The sequence below is a fragment of the Pseudomonas sp. LB-090624 genome (assembly GCF_003205205.1).
Taxonomy (GTDB): domain Bacteria; phylum Pseudomonadota; class Gammaproteobacteria; order Pseudomonadales; family Pseudomonadaceae; genus Aquipseudomonas.
This window is the reverse complement of the sequence record NZ_QJRL01000001.1, coordinates 380,550-398,795: the sequence shown is the minus strand read 5'-3', so window position 1 is coordinate 398,795 and position 18,246 is coordinate 380,550. Positions and strand designations below refer to the sequence as shown.

Here is an 18,246-nt window from a genome sequence, read left to right as displayed (position 1 = left end):
GACACATTACGCATCCCGTAAACTGTTACCGCCACGCCGAATTGTTACTTACCTCCACCCGTCTTGAACGCCTACGCGCACCAAAACGGGGCTACTGCGCATTTTTGCGCACAAAAAAAGATCACGCTTCAGTCGGCCGCTTTATCTGGATCACGATGAACGGCGAAACCACCACGGCCCAGATCTCTGGATCGCGGGTTTGCAGGTCCAGCGCCTGTTCGGCCGATACCGGCCCGACAGTGCCATCACTACGCCACTTGGCGAAGATCTCGCTGCGATTCTCGGCCATCGCCTCGGCAACGGTGATCAGGTCGAGGCTGGGGTCGACCCAAATCAGGTCACCCTTTGCCCAGAAACGCTCCAGCGCTTTCCACTCGATGATTGCCGTCTCGCCAACCAATTTGGCATAGAGGGTGCTTGTTTGATCAGTCATGGGTGGTATCCGCAAAAATCGGCCAATAAAAATGGCCGGCATTTTTGCAGAAAAACCCGGTTTCAAATATGTAATTTGGTCGATTAGCCCCGAAGTTGTGGGGTGGGGCTCAAGATGCAGGCAAATTGATGGCGCCTTTTTGTATCTTTGTGTCGATCATGCGACAACCCGCGGAACAGGTACTTTTTGCCCGCTTTTCAAGCGCGCGAACAGCGCTCTACACTGTACCGGTACAGTTCCGGGACATGTTCCGGGGGAAGGTGGGCTTGCGCGTTGGCATGGCCACGCCGCAAATCCCGCCCGGTCTGTAGCCCTGGCCGCCAGGACTATAAGAATTACAACAGAATGAGTGGAGCACTATGATCAAGATTTCCAAGCTGTTCGCCGCAATGGTACTGGCCGGGGTAGCCAGCCATTCGTTTGCCGCCGATACCATCAAGATCGGCATCGCCGGTCCTAAGACGGGTCCCGTGACCCAGTACGGCGACATGCAGTTCATCGGCGCCAAGCAAGCCATCAAGGATATCAACGCCAAGGGCGGCGTCGATGGCAAGATGCTCGAAGCCAAGGAATACGACGACGCCTGCGACCCTAAACAGGCCGTGGCAGTCGCCAACAAAGTGGTCAACGACGGCGTCAAGTTCGTCATCGGCCACCTGTGCTCCAGCTCCACCCAGCCTGCGTCCGACATCTACGAAGACGAAGGCGTGATCATGATCACCCCGGCCGCCACTTCGCCGGAAATCACCGCCCGTGGCTACAAGCTGATCTTCCGCACCATCGGCCTGGACAGCGCTCAGGGCCCGGCTGCCGGCAACTACATCGCCGACCACGTCAAGCCGAAGGTCGTTGCCGTTCTGCACGACAAGCAGCAGTACGGTGAAGGCATCGCCACCGCGGTCAAGCAAACCCTCGAGAAGAAAGGCACCAAGGTTGCTGTCTTCGAAGGCCTGAACGCCGGTGACAAGGACTTCTCCTCGATCATCCAGAAGCTCAAGCAAAACAATGTCGACTTCGTCTACTACGGCGGCTACCACCCAGAGCTGGGCCTGATCCTGCGCCAAGCCCAGGAAAAAGGCCTGAAAGCCAAGTTCATGGGCCCGGAAGGCGTGGGTAACGACTCCATCTCGCAGATCGCCCAAGGTGCTTCCGAAGGCCTGCTGGTCACCCTGCCGAAGTCGTTCGACGCCGACCCTGAGAACAAGGCCATCGTCGACGCCATCAAGGCTGACGGCAAGGACCCGAGCGGCCCGTTCGTGTTCCCGGCCTACTCGGCTGTGGAGCTGATCGCCAAAGGTATCGAAGCGGCCAAGTCCGAAGACACCGACAAGGTGGCAGCCGCCATCCACGCCGGTTCCTTCAAGACCCCGACCGGCACCTTGTCGTACGACGAGAAAGGCGACCTGAAAGACTTCAAGTTCGTGGTCTACGAATGGCATTTCGGCAAGCCGAAGACCGAAGTCTCCCCTCAGTAACTGCGTGACTAATAGCTGACCTATAAGCCCACTGTGCGAGCAGTGGGCTTTGTTTTACGAGGTTCATGGGCCTGATCCCCGCGATCCGGGGGCGGGCCCACCTGAAAATCTTAAAACCGTCACCCGCGGTTTCCTGGCCTTACCCCCGCCAGCGAAATGCAAATCAGGTTTTTAGGAGCGCTGTAATGCCTGAGATCTACCATTTCTTCCAACAACTGGTTAATGGATTGACCATCGGCAGCACCTATGCCTTGATCGCCATCGGCTACACGATGGTGTACGGCATCATCGGCATGATCAACTTCGCCCACGGCGAGGTGTACATGATCGGTTCCTACGTGGCCTTCATCGCCCTGGCGGGCCTGGCCATGATGGGTATCCATTCGCTGCCGATTCTGATGACCGTCGCCTTCGTCGCGACGATCTTCGTCACCAGTGCCTATGGCTACAGCATCGAACGGGTTGCCTACCGCCCCCTGCGCAACAGCAACCGCCTGATCCCGCTGATTTCCGCCATCGGCATGTCGATCTTCCTGCAGAACACGGTCTTGCTCTCGCAGGACTCCAAGGACAAGTCCATCCCCAACCTGATACCCGGCAGCTTCTCGTTCGGGCCAGGCGGTGCTGAAGAAGTACTGATCAGCTACATGCAGGTCCTGGTGTTCGTGGTCACCCTGGTCGCCATGACCCTGCTCACCCTGTTCATCTCCCGCTCCCGCCTGGGCCGCGCCTGCCGCGCCTGCGCCGAGGACATCAAGATGGCCAACCTGCTGGGCATCAACACCAACAACATCATCGCCCTCACCTTCGTCATCGGTGCCGCCCTGGCCGCCGTGGCGGCCGTGCTGCTGAGCATGCAGTACGGGGTGATCAACCCCAACGCCGGTTTCCTGGTGGGCCTGAAGGCCTTCACCGCGGCGGTGCTGGGCGGCATCGGCAGCATCCCGGGCGCCATGCTCGGCGGGCTGGTGCTGGGCGTGGCCGAAGCGTTTGGCGCCGATATCTTCGGCGACCAGTACAAGGACGTGGTGGCATTCGGCTTGTTGGTTCTTGTCCTGCTGTTCCGGCCGACCGGCATCCTCGGCCGCCCGGAGGTTGAAAAAGTATGAACAGAAATCTCAAACAGGCGTTCTTCAGCGCCTTGCTGGTATGGGCCGTGGCCTTCCCGGTGCTGGGCCTGAAACTGAGCATCGACGGCATCAGCCTGGTCGTGCACAGCCAAGGCTCGTTCACCATCAGCATCATCGCCGTGTGTTCGGTGCTGATGTTCCTGCGCGTGCTGTTCGACAAGCAGTGGAGCGCGGTGATGGGCCGCCGTTCGGATCGCAAACTGATCCCGCCGGCTGTCAGCAACTACCTGACCCTGCCGAAAACCCAGCGCTATGTGATCATGGGGCTGATCGTCGCGGCACTGGTATGGCCGTTCTTCGGTTCGCGCGGCGCGGTCGACATTGCCACGCTGATCCTGATCTACGTGTTGCTGGGCCTGGGCCTGAACATCGTGGTCGGCCTGGCAGGCCTGCTCGATCTCGGTTACGTCGGCTTCTACGCCGTCGGCGCCTACAGCTACGCCATGCTCTCGCACTACCTGGGCTGGAGCTTCTGGGTGTGCCTGCCGATCGCCGGCCTGATGGCCGCCACCTTCGGCTTCCTCCTCGGCTTCCCGGTACTGCGCCTGCGTGGTGACTACCTGGCGATCGTGACCCTCGGCTTCGGCGAGATCATCCGCCTGTTCCTGCGCAACCTCACCGACTGGACCGGTGGCCCGAACGGCATCAGCAACATCCCCAAGCCAGAGTTCTTTGGCCTCACCTTCGAACGTCGTGCCGCAGAGGGCATGCAGACCTTCCACGAGTTCTTCGGGCTGGAATACAACTCGATCAACAAGGTCATCTTCCTCTACCTGGTCGCCCTGCTGCTGGCGCTGCTGGCGCTGTTCGTGATCAACCGCCTGCTGCGCATGCCGATCGGCCGTGCCTGGGAAGCACTGCGTGAAGACGAGATCGCCTGCCGTGCACTGGGCCTGAACCCGACCGTGATCAAGCTCTCGGCGTTCACCCTGGGTGCCTGCTTCGCCGGTTTCGCCGGCAGCTTCTTCGCCGCGCGCCAGGGCCTGGTCACACCGGAGTCGTTTACCTTCATCGAGTCGGCGATCATCCTCGCCATCGTCGTGCTCGGCGGCATGGGCTCACAACTGGGCGTGATCCTCGCGGCCATTGTGATGATCCTGCTGCCCGAGCTGATGCGTGAGTTCAGCGAATACCGGATGCTGATGTTCGGTGCGCTGATGGTGTTGATGATGATCTGGCGTCCGCAAGGCTTGCTGCCTATGCAACGTCCACACATGGAGCTGCATCGATGAGCCGTGAAATTCTGCAAGTCAGCGGCCTGAGCATGCGCTTCGGCGGCTTGTTGGCGGTCAACGGCGTGGCCCTGACCGTCAAGGAAAAACAGGTGGTGGCATTGATCGGCCCGAACGGTGCCGGCAAGACCACCGTGTTCAACTGCCTGACCGGCTTCTACAAGCCCAGCGGCGGCACGATCCTGCTCGATGGCCAGCCGATTCAGGGCCTGGCCGGCCACCAGATCGCCCGCAAGGGCGTGGTGCGGACCTTCCAGAACGTGCGCCTGTTCAAGGAAATGACCGCACTGGAAAACCTGCTGATCGCCCAGCACCGTCACCTCAACACCAACTTCTTCGCCGGCCTGTTCAAGACCCCAGGCTTCCGCCGCAGCGAGAAGGAGGCCATGGAACGCGCGCAGTACTGGCTGGAGAAAGTCAACCTGACCGAGTTCGCCAACCGTACCGCCGGCACCCTCGCCTACGGGCAGCAACGCCGCCTGGAAATCGCCCGCTGCATGATGACCCAGCCACGCATCATCATGCTCGATGAACCGGCAGCCGGCCTGAACCCGAAGGAAACCGAAGACCTCAAGGCTCTGATCGCCTACCTGCGTGAGTCGCACAACGTCACCGTGCTGCTGATCGAGCACGACATGAAGCTGGTGATGAGCATCTCCGACCATATCGTGGTGATCAACCAGGGTACCCCCCTGGCGCACGGCACGCCGGAGGAGATCCGCGACAACCCTGACGTGATCAAAGCCTACCTGGGGGAAGCGTAAATGCTGAAGTTCGAAAACGTTTCCACCTTCTACGGCAAGATTCAGGCGCTGCACAGCGTCAACGTGGAGATCAACCAGGGCGAGATCGTCACCCTGATCGGCGCCAACGGTGCCGGCAAGTCGACCTTGCTGATGACCCTGTGCGGTTCGCCGCAGGCGCACAGCGGCAGCATCAAGTACCTGGGTGAAGAACTGGTTGGCCAGCCGTCATCGCACATCATGCGCAAGAGCATCGCGGTAGTGCCGGAAGGCCGTCGCGTGTTCGCTCGCCTGACCGTCGAGGAAAACCTGGCCATGGGCGGTTTCTTCACCGACAAGGGCGACTATCAGGAGCAACTGGACAAAGTCCTGCAACTGTTCCCGCGCCTGAAGGAACGTTACATCCAGCGCGGCGGCACCATGTCCGGTGGCGAGCAACAAATGCTTGCCATCGGCCGGGCGCTGATGAGCAAGCCCAAGCTGCTGCTGCTCGATGAGCCTTCGCTGGGCCTGGCGCCGATCATCATCCAGCAGATCTTCGACATCATCGAACAGCTGCGCCGCGATGGCGTGACGGTGTTCCTGGTGGAGCAGAACGCCAACCAGGCGCTGAAGATCGCCGACCGGGCGTATGTGCTGGAGAACGGCCGGGTAGTGATGCAGGGCACCGGTGAGGCACTGCTGACCGACCCGAAGGTGCGCGATGCCTACCTGGGGGGTTGAATGAAAAAGGGCCTTCGGGCCCTTTTTTCTGCCCGCAGGACGTGTATCGTGGCCAGCTCTTTGGCAAAGATTTCCGGAGCCCGCCCCATGCGCCTCACCCCGACCCTGCTGCTCAGTGCCCTGCTGCCCCTGTTCGCTGGCTGCCAGTTACTGGCCGAGCAGCCCCGTGACCCGAACATCGGCACCACGCGCATGCAGGGCGAACTGAGCGCTAACGGCGGCCGCCTGTTGTTCAAACCCTGCGGCGAAGCACGCCGCTTCGTGATCAACGACGTCGCCAGCACCGGCATCCTGCAGGAGTCCGCCAACCTGGCCAAGGACGCCAACGCCAAGTTGTTCGCCGACGTGCGCGGTCGCCTCACGGGCGCCAAGCAGGCCGACAACGACGGCCAGCTGGAAGTCAGCCGCCTGTACCGCCTGGAGCCCTCCACCCGTGCTTGCGACGACCCCAACTTCAAGCAGCTGACCCTGCGCGCCAATGGCCATGAACCGGACTGGGACATCAAGGCCAGCGGCAAGGGCATGGTGCTCAACCGCATCGGCAAAGACCCGCTGCCCCTGCCGTTCCTCGAAGAAGAAGTGCCCGGCGGCGGCCTGACCCTGACCAGCGAAGCCAACGGCCAGCACGTGGAACTGTGGGTCGCCCCGCAACGCTGCGTCGACAGCGCCACCGGCGCCATCCACCACCTGCGCGCCGAACTGCGCATCGACGGTCAGACCCTGCGAGGCTGCGGTTACTACGGGGGTGCGCGCGACAACTGATCGCCGGGCGCTTTTATCCTGCCAGTCGGGGCGGCTAACAGCTTATACTTGGCGGTTTGAGTAAAGCCGCCGGCCGCCCATGGCCGGGATACTGGACCCTGCCATGCTACGAATCACCGAACTGAAGCTGCCCCTGGACCATCCCGACGAAGCGTTGCGCGAAGCCATCGTCCAGCGCCTGGGCATCCGCGACGAGCAACTGCTCAGCTTCAACCTGTTCAAGCGCAGCTACGATGCGCGCAAGAAGAACAGCGAACTGCTGTTCATCTACACCATCGACCTGGAAGCCAGCAACGAAGCCGAACTGCTCGACAAGTTCGCCGACGATCGCAACATCGGTCCCGCCCCGGACGTTACCTACAAGTTCGTTGGCCAGGCCCCGGCCGACCTGCAAGAGCGTCCGATCGTGGTCGGTTTCGGCCCGTGCGGCATCTTTGCGGGCCTGCTGCTGGCACAAATGGGCTTCAAGCCGATCATCCTCGAACGCGGCAAGGAAGTGCGCCAGCGCACCAAGGATACCTGGGGCCTGTGGCGCAAAAGCGTGCTCAACCCAGAGTCCAACGTGCAGTTCGGTGAAGGCGGCGCCGGCACCTTCTCCGACGGCAAGCTCTACAGCCAGATCAAGGACCCGCAACACCACGGCCGCAAGGTGCTGGAAGAATTCGTCAAGGCCGGTGCGCCGGACGAGATCCTCTACATCAACAAGCCGCACATCGGTACCTTCCGCCTTACCGGCATGGTCGAGCAAATGCGCCAGGACATGATCGCCCTGGGTGCAGAAGTGCGCTTTCAGGAGAAGGTCACCGACCTGCTGATCGACAATGGCCAACTGACGGGTGTGGTCCTGGAAAGTGGCGAGCAACTGCATTCACGTCACGTCGTCCTGGCCCTGGGCCATAGCGCCCGCGACACCTTCCGCATGCTGCACGCCAAGGGCGTGTACATGGAAGCCAAGCCGTTTTCGGTAGGCTTCCGTATCGAACACCCGCAAACGCTGATCGACAAGGCACGCCTGGGCAAGTACGCCGGCCACCCAAAACTCGGTGCTGCCGATTACAAGCTGGTGTATCACGCCAAGAACGGACGCTCGGTGTACAGCTTCTGCATGTGCCCAGGTGGCACCGTGGTCGCGGCCACCAGCGAGCCGGGCCGGGTGGTTACCAACGGCATGAGCCAGTACTCGCGTAACGAGCGCAATGCCAACTCCGGCATCGTCGTCGGCATCGACCCCGAACGCGACTACCCGGGCGGCCCACTGGCCGGTATCGAACTGCAGGAGCGCCTGGAAGCCCACGCCTACGTGATGGGTGGCAGCAACTACCAGGCCCCGGCGCAACTGGTAGGCGACTTTGTCGCCGGCCGGCCATCCACCGCATTGGGCAGTGTCGAGCCGTCCTACAAGCCGGGCGTGACCTTGGGTGACCTGGCGCCGAGCTTGCCGGACTTTGCCATCGAGGCGATCCGCGAGGCGCTGCCGGCGTTCGATCGGCAGATCAAGGGTTACAACCTGCATGACGCGGTGTTGACCGGGATCGAGACGCGTACCTCGTCGCCATTGCGGATTACCCGCGCAGAGGATTACCAGAGCCTGAACGTCAAGGGGCTGTTCCCGGCGGGTGAAGGGGCCGGTTATGCCGGCGGGATCCTGTCGGCAGGTGTCGATGGCATTCGTATTGCCGAGGCGGTGGCGCGGGATATGCTCGGGCTCTAACCCTTTTATCGACAGACAGGCATTCTTCGCGGGTACACCCGCTCATGCACGTGACAGTGATCTCACTGCAGGAGCGGTTTGCCCGCGTAAGGGCCCTGGCAGGCATCAGAAAAATCCACCCCAGACGCCAGACTTCCCCTCCCCCTTCCTTCCCTGAATCCATCTAGGCTTGCTCCAGGCCTGTCTGCAACAACATATAACGAAAACGAATATAGTTTTTGTTTTAAAGCATATCCCTACAGGCTAGGGTGTACGCCCGTACCATTCTTAAACTGCTCATGGAGAGCCAACAGCCCGTGCGTAGCCTGTTCACCCGTTTCTTCCAGCTGGAAGCCGCCAGCGGCCTGCTGCTGATTGCCGCCGCCGTATTGGCACTGCTCATCAATAATTCGCCACTGTCCTACCTGTACAGTGGCCTGCTCGACGTGCCCGTCGCGGTCCAGGTCGGCGCGCTGAACATCGCCAAGCCATTGTTGCTGTGGATCAACGACGGCCTGATGGCCCTGTTCTTCCTGCTGATCGGCCTGGAGGTCAAGCGCGAGGTGGTCGATGGCCACCTGTCCAAACCGTCGCAGATCGTGCTACCTGCCACGGCCGCCATCGGCGGCATGGTGGTGCCCGCGCTGATCTATTGGTTCATCAACCGTCACGACCCTGCCGCCGTTGCCGGATGGGCAATCCCTACCGCTACCGACATCGCCTTCGCCCTGGGTGTATTGGCGCTGCTGGGCAAGCGCGTGCCGGTATCGCTGAAACTGTTCCTGATGACCTTGGCGATCATCGACGACCTGGGGGCGATCATTGTCATCGCGCTGTTCTACTCCGGCACCCTGTCCAGCCTATCGCTGCTGCTTGCCGCAGCCTGCCTGGTGGTGCTGGTGGCGATGAACCGGCTTGGCGTGGTCAAGCTCGGGCCCTATATGGTGGTTGGCCTGATCCTGTGGGTCTGCGTGCTCAAGAGCGGCGTGCATGCCACCCTGGCCGGTGTCGCCCTGGCCCTGTGCATCCCGCTGCGCACGCGCAACGCCGAAACTTCGCCACTGCTGGCGCTCGAACATGCCCTGCACCCTTGGGTCGCCTACGCCATCCTGCCGCTGTTCGCCTTCGCCAATGCCGGCGTTTCGTTGGCAGGCATGAGCGTGCAGAGCTTCACCCACCCCGTGCCGATGGGTATCACAGCCGGCCTGTTGCTGGGCAAGACGGTGGGTGTATTCGGCCTCACCTGGCTGGCAGTCAAACTGCGCCTGGCCGCACTGCCTGCAGGGGCCCGTTGGGGGCAATTGCTCGGGGTCGCGATACTCTGTGGCATCGGCTTTACCATGAGCCTGTTCGTGGGTTCGCTCGCCTTCGTACCGGGTAGCAGCGACTACGCGGGCATGGACCGCATGGGCATCCTGACCGGCTCGTTCTTCGCCGCTGTTATCGGCTATGCCGTCACCGCCATGGCCAGCCGCAAGCCGACTGCAGGTTAACTGCGTGAGGCATTGAAAAAACCCCGACTGGCAGCCGCCAGGTCGGGGTTTTGTTTTACTGCGTTACGGTCAGTGCGAGACGCGGCTGGTACCGTCAACAGTCATGATGCGCACACGGTCGCCAACGCGGAAGATTTCGTTCTCCTGCACCGCCTGCACATAGGCACGCATGCTGCCGTCGTCTTCACGCACCGTGATCTCCACACCCTGGGTGCGGGTCAAGCCCTCTTCGGCAGCGGAACCGGCCAGGCCACCGGCCACGGCACCGATCACTGCGGCAACGATGCTGCCGCGGCCGCCACCCACCGCACTGCCGGCCACACCACCGACGATGGCGCCAGCACCACCGCCGATCGGAGTCTTGGTGCCCTCGATCTTGACCGGACGCAGCGATTCGATGGTGCCCATGCGTACGGTTTGCACGCGGCGGGCTTCATCACGGGAGTAGCTGTCACCGGTCAGGCTCGAGGCACAGCCTCCCAGCAACAGCGACATGGTGGTAAAGGTCGCCACCAGCAAAGCGGATTTACGCATGGGTAAAGTCTCCATAAGTCAGGTGCTCATTAGACGCTGCACGTTGACGGCTGTCACGGTACAAACGTAATAAAATTGTTTTCATTCAGCCGGGGTACAGCCTGCATGGCTGTGTCCAAGGGCCTTTAATGTGAGACCAAGGATAGCCATGGATTACTTCATCGTCGTGGTCGCCACCGTTGCAGGGTTGTATTTCCACGGGTGGCTGTATGTGCGCATGCGCCGATGGATGGACCGTGACCAGGCGTTGTCGCTGGCGGGGGCGGATCCGCAGAAGCGGGTCTACATGCTGCAGAAGCTGGAGCAGGCGCGGGTCGAGAGGGTAAAGCGCAAGGAACTGGCGGGGTGGTTGGAGCGGGAGGCGGCGGGCTATCCGGGGTAAGCGTGAACATTGCAGGGGCCGCAAAGCGGCCCCAAAACCTCAGGGCGCCAGCCGCTCGCGCAGCCATTGCCCATCCACCAACCGGTAGTTCAGACGGTCATGCAGGCGGCTAGCCCGCCCCTGCCAGAACTCGATACGCTCAGGCAGCAAACGGTAACCACCCCAATGCTCCGGGCAATGCGGCTGAGTATCCGAGAAACGCGCTTCGGTTGCCTTGACCAAGCCCTCCAACTCTTCACGCCCGGCAATGACCCGGCTCTGCGGCGAAGCCCAAGCCCCCAGGCGGCTGCCCAAGGGGCGCACCTGGTAGTAATCATCCGACTCCTTGGCCGAAACCTTTGCCACCCGCCCTTCGATTCGAACCTGGCGCTCCAGCGCCGGCCAGAAGAAGGTCATGGCGGCAAACGGGTTGGCCTGCAGTTGCTGGCCTTTGGCGCTTTCGTAGTTGGTGAAGAAGGTGAAACCCTGCTCATCGAGCCCCTTCAGCAGCAATACACGGCAATGTGGGCGGCCTTCGCCGTCCACAGTAGCCAGGGTCATGGCATTGGCTTCCACAGGGGCCTGCTCGGTTTTCACCGCATCGGCAAACCACTGGTGAAACAGTGCGAAGGGCTCCCCCGGGGCCTGGGCTTCAGCCAGGCCATCACGGGTGTAGTCGCGGCGCATATCGGCCAGGGATTGGGTCATTGCTGCGTTCCTTGACGATCAGTTGGTCTTCGCAGGGCTGTTGGCAGCTACTTTTTTATCAGTGGTAGCTTTTTTCGCGGCTGGCTTGGCGGCTGGCTTGGCCGGCGCGGCTTTTTTCTTGGCGACAGTCTTGGCAGGGGCCTTGGCCTTGGCGACCGGCTTTTTAGCTGCCGGCTTGGCCGCCGCCTTGCTGTCGGTGGCCTTGGCGGCGGGTGCCTTGGCGGCGGGTGCCTTGGCATCCTGGACTGCCACCATCGAGGCCGGGACGGGTGTCGGGGCGGCCTGCTGGTACTTGGCCAACAGTGCGACCATGGTGTTTTGCGGGGTCAGCAGCATTTCCACACGGCGGTTCAGTGCGCGGCCCTCGGCGCTGTCGTTGGCGGCGCGCGGCATCACCGAGCCCATGCCCTTGAGAGTGAGGCGGTCACGCTGCAGGCCGCTGAGACGGAAGATGGCCGATACCGAAGCGGCGCGCTCCAGGCTGAGCTTCTGGTTGGCAGCGGCGGCACCACTGGTGTCGGCATGGCCGAGTACCAGCACGGCAGTCTTTGGGTCACCTTCAACCGTCTTGGCCACCCGGGTGATCGGGCCAAGGGTCATTGGCAGCAGCATGTTTGGGCGGTCGGGGTTGTATGAACTGTCCACCGGGAGGGTAACGGCCAGCACGTTGTCGCGGCGCTCCAGTTCCAGCTTGCTGTCCTTGATCGCTTCACGCAGCTTGGGCTCGTACTCGTCCAGCCAGGCCTGGGTAGCCTTCTGGTCGATTTTCGGCACCACAGGGCCCTTGGCCTGCGCTTCGTCACCACCGAACGGCCACCACCAGCGGCTGGCGCTTTCGGACTTGGCATCGGCCTTGGCCACTTTTTCAGTGACGGCTGCCTTCACTTCCTGCTCGGCAACCTTGTCCGAACCGAAAGGCCACCAGCTGGAGCCACCTTCCTTGGAGCCGTCCGGGGCGTGGCTGGCGCAGCCGGTAACGGCGGTCAGGCACAGGGCGAGTGCTAAGGTTTTATGTGAAGACATCAGCGATACACCATGAAATAGAAAGATATTTTGCCTAGGCACTTCAGGCGTTGGCATTGAGGATAGTCAAAGGGGTGGGCCAATACCCGCATTACCCGATCAAAGGCAACTGGCGAGCACGCGTACCAGCTTCTGCGCGCGAGGGTCCATGAGTACATATGGGCCGAGGGTATTGACCACGAAACCGAATGCCACATCGTGCTCCGGGTCGGCAAAACCGACAGAACCTCCGGCACCTGGGTGGCCGAAAGCACGGGCGCCGAGACCAAAGGTAGCGTTGGCCACGTCAGGCTGGTCGAGCATGCAGCCCAGGCCGAAACGGGTCTGGGTGAGCAAGGTGCGGTCCTGGCCGAGGCTGTGCTCGCGGGTCAACTCGTCGAGCAGTTCGGATTCAAGCAAGCTGCCGTCCAGCAAACCGGCATAGAAACCCGCCAGGCTGCGCGCGTTGCCATGGCCGTTGGCCGCTGGCTGCTGCATGCGCCGCCATTCCGGCTTGTTGGTACTGGTCAGGATCGCCGGCGGGTTGGTAAAGGCACGGGTCGACAGGGCTTCGGGCTCACGCATGGTCACTTGCAGCAAGCGCTGCGCCGCCGCGTCCCCGGGGTTGCCCTTGCCACGGGCGATATGCGCCACGCGGTCGAATTCCTCATCGGCCAAGCCAACATGAAAATCCAGCCCCAGCGGCCGAGCGGTACGGGCCACGATCGAGTCACCTGGACCACGACCATCGGCACGCCGGATCAGCTCGCCGATCAGCCAGCCGTAAGTGATGGCGGCATAGCCGTGCTCCGTGCCTGGCGTCCACCATGGGGTCTCGGCCGCCAAGGCATCGACCATGGTCTGCCAGTCATACAGGGCCTCGGCCGGCAGCAACTCACGGATGGCCGGCAAACCGGCACGGTGGCTGAGCAACTGGCGCAGGGTCACCGACTGCTTACCGGCCTGGGCAAACTCGGGCCAATAGTTGGCCACCGGAGCATCGAGGGCCAGCTTGCCTTCGCCGACCAACTGCAGGGCAGTAACGGCAGTGAAGGTCTTGGTGCAGGAGAACAGGTTGGCGATGGTGTCGCTGTGCCAGGCCTGCTGGCCGTCCTTGTCGGCGCTGCCGGCCCAAAGGTCGACGACGGTTTCGCCACCCACCTGGATGCACAGCGCGGCACCACGCTCCTGGGGATCATCGAACAACGCGGCAAAGGCCTCGCGCACGGCTTCGAACTTCAGCTCATAGTGACCCTGGATCTGCACCCGCTGCTCTCCGTACGACCATATTCAAAAAGGTGTGCATTGTTTCAGTAGTTTGGCGTTTTGCAAACTGCCTTGGGCTGGGTGGTCGCGATGAAAGGTACCCAAGCTGGACGTGCTGTTTGCCAGAACCCCACAACCCTGAGCAATTTCTGTGGGGAGCAAAAGCGCCCGCGCCCCACGGAACTTGTGCATCAGTCAGGGAGCCGGTTTTTCCAGTTCGGTACGCAACTGAGCCATGGCCTGCACGTTGCTCTTGCGCACAGCATCGACAAAACCCGGATACGGCATGTCGGTGATCGCTACCAGCCCCAGATGGCCGTTCTCACCGTCGAGCAACCGGCCGCTGGCCGGCTGGTCGAGGTACTGGAACCAATGCGCGCCGACGATCATCGGCTGCGCCAGGGCCGCTTTGAGGAAGTTACCGTACGCCGGGCCACGGTCTTCCTCCCGAACCAGCTCCAGCGGGCCCGGCCAGAACGGTCCGCGGTCGCGCGAGCCGAACTGGAACTCCGACACCAGCACGGGTTTGTCCAGCTCGGCCAGGCGGGCAAAGTCGTAGCCGTCCTGTGGCTTGAGGGTATAGAAGTTGAAACTGAGCACATCACAGAACTCGGCACAGGCCTTGACCGCTTCGGGCGTGCTGACGGCATAGCGGCCACCCAGCAGCAGGTGGTTGGGTGCATGCCAATTCAACGCATCGGCAATGGTCTTGAAGTAGGTTTCGGCAAAGACCTGCTGGAAGTGCTGATAATCGCGCTCGATTTCGGGGTGCTCAGGGTTGGGCATTGGCGCCTCGAAGCCCGGGTCTTCCATCAGTTCCCAAGCCGTCAGTTCGATGCCCCAGGCCTTGGACAAACCTTCCTGGTTACGGTACTTGTCACGCAACTGCTTGAGGAAGGCGCGCTTGGCCGGCACGTCGGTGGTCAGCCGCAAGGTACCGTAGGCCAAGCCATAGCGTGCCTTGGGGTCGCTGCCAGGCGCAGCCCAGGCCAGCTCGTTGTCGGCGAAGTAGCCGATCAGCCACGGGTCGTCACGGTGATCACGGGCAGCAATCGCCACGGCGCGCTCGGTGGCCATGGCAAAACGTGGGTCGAACGGGTCGGGCATGCTGCCCCACCAGTCCATGCCGGTGCTGATGCTGGCGTAATCGCCGACGATCGACAGCGGCAGGGTATATGGCATGCGCCGGGCCTGACCCAAGGCAGGCTCGCTCCAGTTGCCGATAGTGTTGAAGCCCCAGGCCTGCAGCCGGTCGAGTGCATGGGCCTGCCAGCGGGCCGCGTCCAGCACCAGCGGTGGGCAACTGGCCGGCTGCCCTTCGGCGGCGGGAGGGCAAGGTTTGCCGTGGGTGCGCTGCAGGTTGGCGGCATAGAAGTCGAACCAGCGACCCTTCTTGAAATTGCGCCCTTTTGACGAGGCATTGCCATCGTCGTTGTTGCCTTCGCCGTAGAACGCCGACAGGGCATCTGCTTCGCCCGGCAGGGCCTTGAACATACCTTCACGCCCGGCGACGTAGGTCCGCCCGCCGTCTGCCGCTACGGCGTTCACCCCCAGGGAATAAAATGGGTGCCCTTCCGGAGTCACCAGGTACCAGCGGCCGTCACGCTTTTCCGTGCGGAAGAAGCCCTTGGCCGCGAAAGCCGGCCCGGCCACCAGGCCGCCGTATGCGTCCAGTTGCTGCTTGCCGCGCTCTGCCAGCCAGCCCTTGAGCTGTTGCTGTTCACGTGCACCCGCGGCCTTGAGCTGCTCGTCAGCCGCCACCTTTTCCGGCCAGTTGCCGCGGGTGGACTGGCCATAGGCATCGATCAACCCTTGATAGGCCGCCTGGTATGCCTGGTCGTCATCCTGGATGCCGACGCGCTCGATCAGCAGGCTCTGCGCCACCTGGGGGTTGGGAATACTGAGACTCACTGAAGCCACCTGCTTGAGGTCGACCGCGCCGGCGCTGCTGCTCAGCAGCAGGCGCTGACCACCGTGGCTCCACGGCATCGGTGGGCCGGCGCGCATGCCCTGGCTCAGCGGCGAGTTGGCGGTCAGCGGCACCATCACGGTTTGCGCGGGCCCAGCAGGCAGGTCGATACGGCTGGTCAGGGTGCGGCCGTCACTACCTTGCACCGTCACATCCACAGTCAGCGCCCAGTCCATGGCACTTTGCAAGCGCAAGGTCAGGAACTGCCCGGTGGACCAGTCCCATACCCCGCCTTGGGGGCTCAGGCGCAGGGTGGGCCGCTGGGCCGGATTGAACACCACGCGGCGCAACACCTCGCCCTCGGCCGTTTGCTCCGCGTTGTACTGCGGCATGCCGGCATCCTCGGTCGCCACATTGACCACCGAGGCCGGGCGCACGAAGCTGAACAGCGTCTGCTGCCCGGCCAGCAAGGGCGAGCTGAACAACAGGGCGAAAACGGCAGGCAGGGTACGGCGGACCATAAGGCTGAGGCTCTCCTTCAGGGCCGTCATGGCCCCAAGACTGAGTAATGGACAACACGCCGGCGCAAGTGCTCCGGCGGTCAGGAAATCTCCCGCCGGAACGGCGGCAGCGCATTGAGGATAGCCTTGCCGTAGCGCTGGGTGACCAGACGCCGGTCCAGCAAGGTGATAATGCCGCGATCCTGTTCGGTACGCAGCAGGCGGCCACAGGCCTGAATCAGCTTGAGCGAGGCGTCGGGTACGGCAATTTCCATGAACGGGTTACCGCCGCGGGCCTCGATCCACTCCGACAATGCCGCCTCGACCGGGTCGTCGGGCACGGAGAAAGGAATCTTGGCGATGACCACGTGCTCGCAGTACGCTCCTGGCAAGTCGACCCCTTCGGCAAAGCTGGCCAGGCCGAACAACACACTGTGCTGGCCGTCGTCGACCCGCGCCTTGTGCTTGTTCAGGGTTTCCTGCTTGGACAGGTTGCCCTGGATCAGTACCAGTTTGCGCCAGTCACGGTCCAGGCCATCGAACACATCCTGCATCTGCTTGCGCGAGGAGAACAACACCAGCGCGCCACGGGCGCCTTCGACGATGTTCGGCAGCTCGCGGATGATCGCTGCGGTGTGCGCCGTGGCGTCGCGCGGGTCGGCCTGCAGGTCGGGGACCCGCAACAGGCCGGCATCGCCATGCACGAACGGGCTGGGCACCACACAAGTGACGGCATCGCGTGGCAACCCCGAACGCATGCGAAAACGGTCGAATTTGCCCAGGGCGGTCAATGTCGCCGAGGTCACGAGCGCGCCATGGGCCACACTCCACAAGCTGCGGCGAAGCATTTCGGCGGCGAGGATGGGGCTGGCGTTGACCTCGATGTCGAACAGCGCACCACTCTCGGCCAAGGTTAGCCAGCGCGCCATCGGCGGGCTGTCTTCCGGGTCTTCGGCGGTGAAGGCCGTCCACAGTTCCCAGTTGCCCTGGGCGCGCGTGACCAGGCTGCCGAACAGCGGGTACCACTCCTCGGCCTGGTGGCTGGCGATACCGATGTTGACCTCACCGTCCATACCTTCTTTCAGCAGGTCGGCGAGGCGGGTAAACAGGTCGTTGAGGCGGGCAAAGCCCTTTTTCAGCTCGATGCCCACTTCGCGGATCTGTTCCGGCACCACGCCACCCTCAAAGCGGTAACGTGGGCGCTCGCGGCCTTCGGTGTCCTCGCTGGGGCGGAAGTCGGCCACCTGTTCGCACAGGGTGAACATGAACTGCTGCTGGGTGCGCACTTCGCGCGCCAGCTCGGGTACCTGCTCGATGTACTTGCCCAGGTCGCCAGGCAGTGGATGCTGGGCCAGCAGCTTGGTCAGGTTCTTGGCAGTCTGTTCCAGCCAGTCGGCGGTGGAGCGCAGGCGCGAGTAATGAGCGAAATGGCCAATGGCCTTGTCTGGCAGGTGGTGCCCTTCGTCGAACACATACATGGTGTCGCGCGGGTCGGGCAATACCGCCCCGCCGCCCAGGGCCAGGTCGGCCAGAACCATGTCGTGGTTGGTCACGATCACATCGACCTTGCCCATGCCTTCGCGAGCCTTGTAGAACACGCACTGCTGGAAGTTCGGGCAATGGCGGCCCGTGCACTGGCTGTGGTCGGTGGTCAGGCGCGCCCAGTCCTGGTCTTCCAGGGCTTCGGGCCAGCTGTCGCGATCACCGTCCCAGCGGTTGCCGGCAAGCTTCTCGATCATGCTGTTGAACAGTTTCTGGCTGCGCTCGTCGACTTCGATGTGGAAGCCTTCTTCCTCGAACAGCTGGGCGGTGGCCGACTGGGCGTGGCCCTCCTGCAAGAGGATGTCGAGCTTGGACAGGCACAGATAGCGACCGCGGCCTTTGGCCAGGGCGAAGCTGAAGTTGAGGCCGCTGCTGCGCATCAAGTCGGGCAAGTCCTTGATGACGATCTGCTCCTGCAAGGCCACGGTTGCAGTGGCGATCACCAGGCGCTTGCCTGCAGCCTTGGCGGCAGGGATCGCAGCCAGTGCATACGCGACCGTCTTGCCGGTACCTGTGCCCGCCTCCACCGCGACCACGGCAGGTTCGCCGGCACGGCGGCCGTCATCGTCGCAGGCGATGTCGCCAAGTACCTTGGCCACTTCGGCGATCATCAGGCGCTGGCCATAGCGCGGCTTGAGGCTCTTGGCTTCGAGAAAACGCGTATAGGCGCCCTGGATGGTGGCTTTGAGTTCGTTGCTGATCATGGTCTGCAGGCGCCCGGAGGGCTGGATATATTTTCAGTG

The 18,246-nt window shown here is 62.6% G+C and carries 16 protein-coding genes; 9 read left to right on the top strand and 7 right to left on the bottom strand.

Annotated features, from left to right (window positions below):
- Positions 1 to 121: 121 nt before the first annotated feature.
- A complete protein-coding gene (locus tag DMX11_RS01880) occupies positions 122 to 433 on the bottom strand; it encodes a DUF2288 domain-containing protein (RefSeq protein ID WP_110742864.1) in 312 nt (103 codons plus the stop codon).
- A 359-nt stretch (positions 434 to 792) separates the two neighbouring features.
- Here DMX11_RS01880 and DMX11_RS01870 point away from each other — a divergent pair, with 359 nt between their 5' ends.
- From DMX11_RS01870 to nhaA, 8 genes are all read left to right on the top strand, one after another.
- Complete coding sequence (locus tag DMX11_RS01870) at positions 793 to 1,908, top strand: branched-chain amino acid ABC transporter substrate-binding protein (protein ID WP_027918931.1); 1,116 nt, start codon at positions 793 to 795, stop codon at positions 1,906 to 1,908.
- A 185-nt stretch (positions 1,909 to 2,093) separates the two neighbouring features.
- Positions 2,094 to 3,017 carry a high-affinity branched-chain amino acid ABC transporter permease LivH gene (gene livH / locus DMX11_RS01865; protein ID WP_003254876.1) on the top strand — a complete coding sequence of 308 codons (924 nt, stop codon included), beginning with the start codon at positions 2,094 to 2,096 and terminating at the stop codon, positions 3,015 to 3,017.
- A complete protein-coding gene (locus DMX11_RS01860; RefSeq protein WP_110742860.1) occupies positions 3,014 to 4,270 on the top strand; it encodes a high-affinity branched-chain amino acid ABC transporter permease LivM in 1,257 nt (418 codons plus the stop codon). Before livH ends, DMX11_RS01860 begins: the two co-directional genes overlap by 4 nt.
- Positions 4,267 to 5,034 carry a high-affinity branched-chain amino acid ABC transporter ATP-binding protein LivG gene (gene livG, locus DMX11_RS01855; RefSeq protein WP_110742859.1) on the top strand — a complete coding sequence of 256 codons (768 nt, stop codon included), beginning with the start codon at positions 4,267 to 4,269 and terminating at the stop codon, positions 5,032 to 5,034. Before DMX11_RS01860 ends, livG begins: the two co-directional genes overlap by 4 nt.
- Positions 5,035 to 5,736: an ABC transporter ATP-binding protein gene (locus DMX11_RS01850; RefSeq protein WP_003254879.1), complete on the top strand. Its 702-nt coding sequence runs from the start codon at positions 5,035 to 5,037 to the stop codon at positions 5,734 to 5,736. It abuts the gene before it with no gap.
- A gap of 87 nt (positions 5,737 to 5,823) precedes the next feature.
- Positions 5,824 to 6,498 (top strand): COG3650 family protein, encoded by a 675-nt coding sequence (locus tag DMX11_RS01845; protein WP_110742857.1) that lies wholly within the window; start codon positions 5,824 to 5,826, stop codon positions 6,496 to 6,498.
- Positions 6,499 to 6,601: 103 nt separating this feature from the next.
- Positions 6,602 to 8,209, top strand: a complete 1,608-nt coding sequence (locus DMX11_RS01840) for an NAD(P)/FAD-dependent oxidoreductase (RefSeq protein WP_110742855.1) — start codon at positions 6,602 to 6,604, stop codon at positions 8,207 to 8,209.
- 278 nt (positions 8,210 to 8,487) lie between these two features.
- Complete coding sequence (gene nhaA, locus DMX11_RS01835) at positions 8,488 to 9,681, top strand: Na+/H+ antiporter NhaA (protein ID WP_110742854.1); 1,194 nt, start codon at positions 8,488 to 8,490, stop codon at positions 9,679 to 9,681.
- 69 nt (positions 9,682 to 9,750) lie between these two features.
- Here the strand turns inward: nhaA and DMX11_RS01830 are convergent, their stop codons facing one another.
- Complete coding sequence (locus DMX11_RS01830) at positions 9,751 to 10,215, bottom strand: glycine zipper 2TM domain-containing protein (protein WP_009684613.1); 465 nt, start codon at positions 10,213 to 10,215, stop codon at positions 9,751 to 9,753.
- A 148-nt stretch (positions 10,216 to 10,363) separates the two neighbouring features.
- On the opposite strand from DMX11_RS01830, the gene DMX11_RS01825 reads away from it, so the two are divergent.
- Positions 10,364 to 10,597: a hypothetical protein gene (locus DMX11_RS01825; protein WP_110742852.1), complete on the top strand. Its 234-nt coding sequence runs from the start codon at positions 10,364 to 10,366 to the stop codon at positions 10,595 to 10,597.
- Between the two features lie 39 nt (positions 10,598 to 10,636).
- On the opposite strand, the gene pdxH is transcribed toward DMX11_RS01825, so the two are convergent.
- The 5 genes from pdxH to dinG all read right to left on the bottom strand — a co-directional run bounded on the left by pdxH (position 10,637) and on the right by dinG (position 18,207).
- The gene (pdxH, locus tag DMX11_RS01820; RefSeq protein WP_110742850.1) at positions 10,637 to 11,284 is read right to left on the bottom strand and encodes a pyridoxamine 5'-phosphate oxidase; all 648 of its coding nucleotides are present in this window, start codon (positions 11,282 to 11,284) and stop codon (positions 10,637 to 10,639) included.
- Positions 11,285 to 11,302: 18 nt separating this feature from the next.
- Entirely contained in the window at positions 11,303 to 12,307 is a 1,005-nt protein-coding gene (locus tag DMX11_RS01815) for an OmpA family protein (RefSeq protein WP_110742848.1), read from the bottom strand.
- Between the two features lie 99 nt (positions 12,308 to 12,406).
- Positions 12,407 to 13,552 (bottom strand): serine hydrolase domain-containing protein, encoded by a 1,146-nt coding sequence (locus tag DMX11_RS01810; protein ID WP_110742846.1) that lies wholly within the window; start codon positions 13,550 to 13,552, stop codon positions 12,407 to 12,409.
- A gap of 195 nt (positions 13,553 to 13,747) precedes the next feature.
- The gene (locus DMX11_RS01805) at positions 13,748 to 15,982 is read right to left on the bottom strand and encodes a beta-galactosidase (protein ID WP_110742844.1); all 2,235 of its coding nucleotides are present in this window, start codon (positions 15,980 to 15,982) and stop codon (positions 13,748 to 13,750) included.
- 80 nt (positions 15,983 to 16,062) lie between these two features.
- Positions 16,063 to 18,207: an ATP-dependent DNA helicase DinG gene (gene dinG, locus DMX11_RS01800; protein WP_110742842.1), complete on the bottom strand. Its 2,145-nt coding sequence runs from the start codon at positions 18,205 to 18,207 to the stop codon at positions 16,063 to 16,065.
- Positions 18,208 to 18,246 lie beyond the last annotated feature (39 nt).